Raw genomic sequence first — 675 nt, forward strand, 5'->3', positions numbered from 1 at the left:
CGCGTTCGCCCGGTGCGAACGGCTGCAGCGACGGGTATTCCAGGTACAGGCCGAAACTGTCGTCGAAGTTCGGCCCCATCTGGTCGCCGAAGTAGTTGGCCGGAATGCGTAGCTTGTACGGACCCAGGCATGCCTCCATCAATGGCGGCGGCGTCTTGAACGGATCCTGTGGGCCGAGCTGGCGCTGTCTCACGCAGCCCTGGGCATTGGTGGAGGTAGCCGCCGGCGTGTCGGCAGAGCCGGACTGTGCGCACCCTGCCAGGGGCAGGATGCCGGCAAGCAACAAGCACTGGGCCAAGCGCGTGGCGGGTCGCATCTGCATCCTCCGATGATGGCGGCGGCAGTATAGACGCGCAGTGCCGGCCATCGGCACGCATCGCCACGGCGACCACCATCGCAGCAATGCCGGGCTGCGCGACGGGCGTCCTTGCCTGTCATGCGCCGCGGCTCAGTACCGCCAGCGCAGCGTAAAGCTGACGAACCGCGGCTCGCCGTAGTTCTGGTAATCCAGATTGGCCCAGTACTTCTTGTTCAGCGCGTTGGTCACCGCCAGCGTCGCGGTCCACTGCGTGCTGAGCTGGTAGTTGGCATTGAAATGCACCAGCGCGTACGGATCCTGCACCCCCTTGCCCGGGCTCGTGGCTGCCGTGCCTTCGCCACACGGCCGCTTGATGT

The 675-nt window shown here is 65.9% G+C and carries 2 pseudogenes; both read right to left on the bottom strand.

Annotated features, from left to right (window positions below):
- Nucleotides 1-316 (bottom strand): annotated as a pseudogene (locus tag CEK69_RS20875) (hypothetical protein); the annotation flags it as partial.
- Nucleotides 317-448: 132 nt separating this feature from the next.
- Nucleotides 449-675 (bottom strand): annotated as a pseudogene (locus tag CEK69_RS20880) (TonB-dependent receptor); the annotation flags it as partial.

The organism is Xanthomonas sp. LMG 12462, from assembly GCF_009192885.1.
Classification (GTDB): domain Bacteria; phylum Pseudomonadota; class Gammaproteobacteria; order Xanthomonadales; family Xanthomonadaceae; genus Xanthomonas_A; species Xanthomonas_A sontii.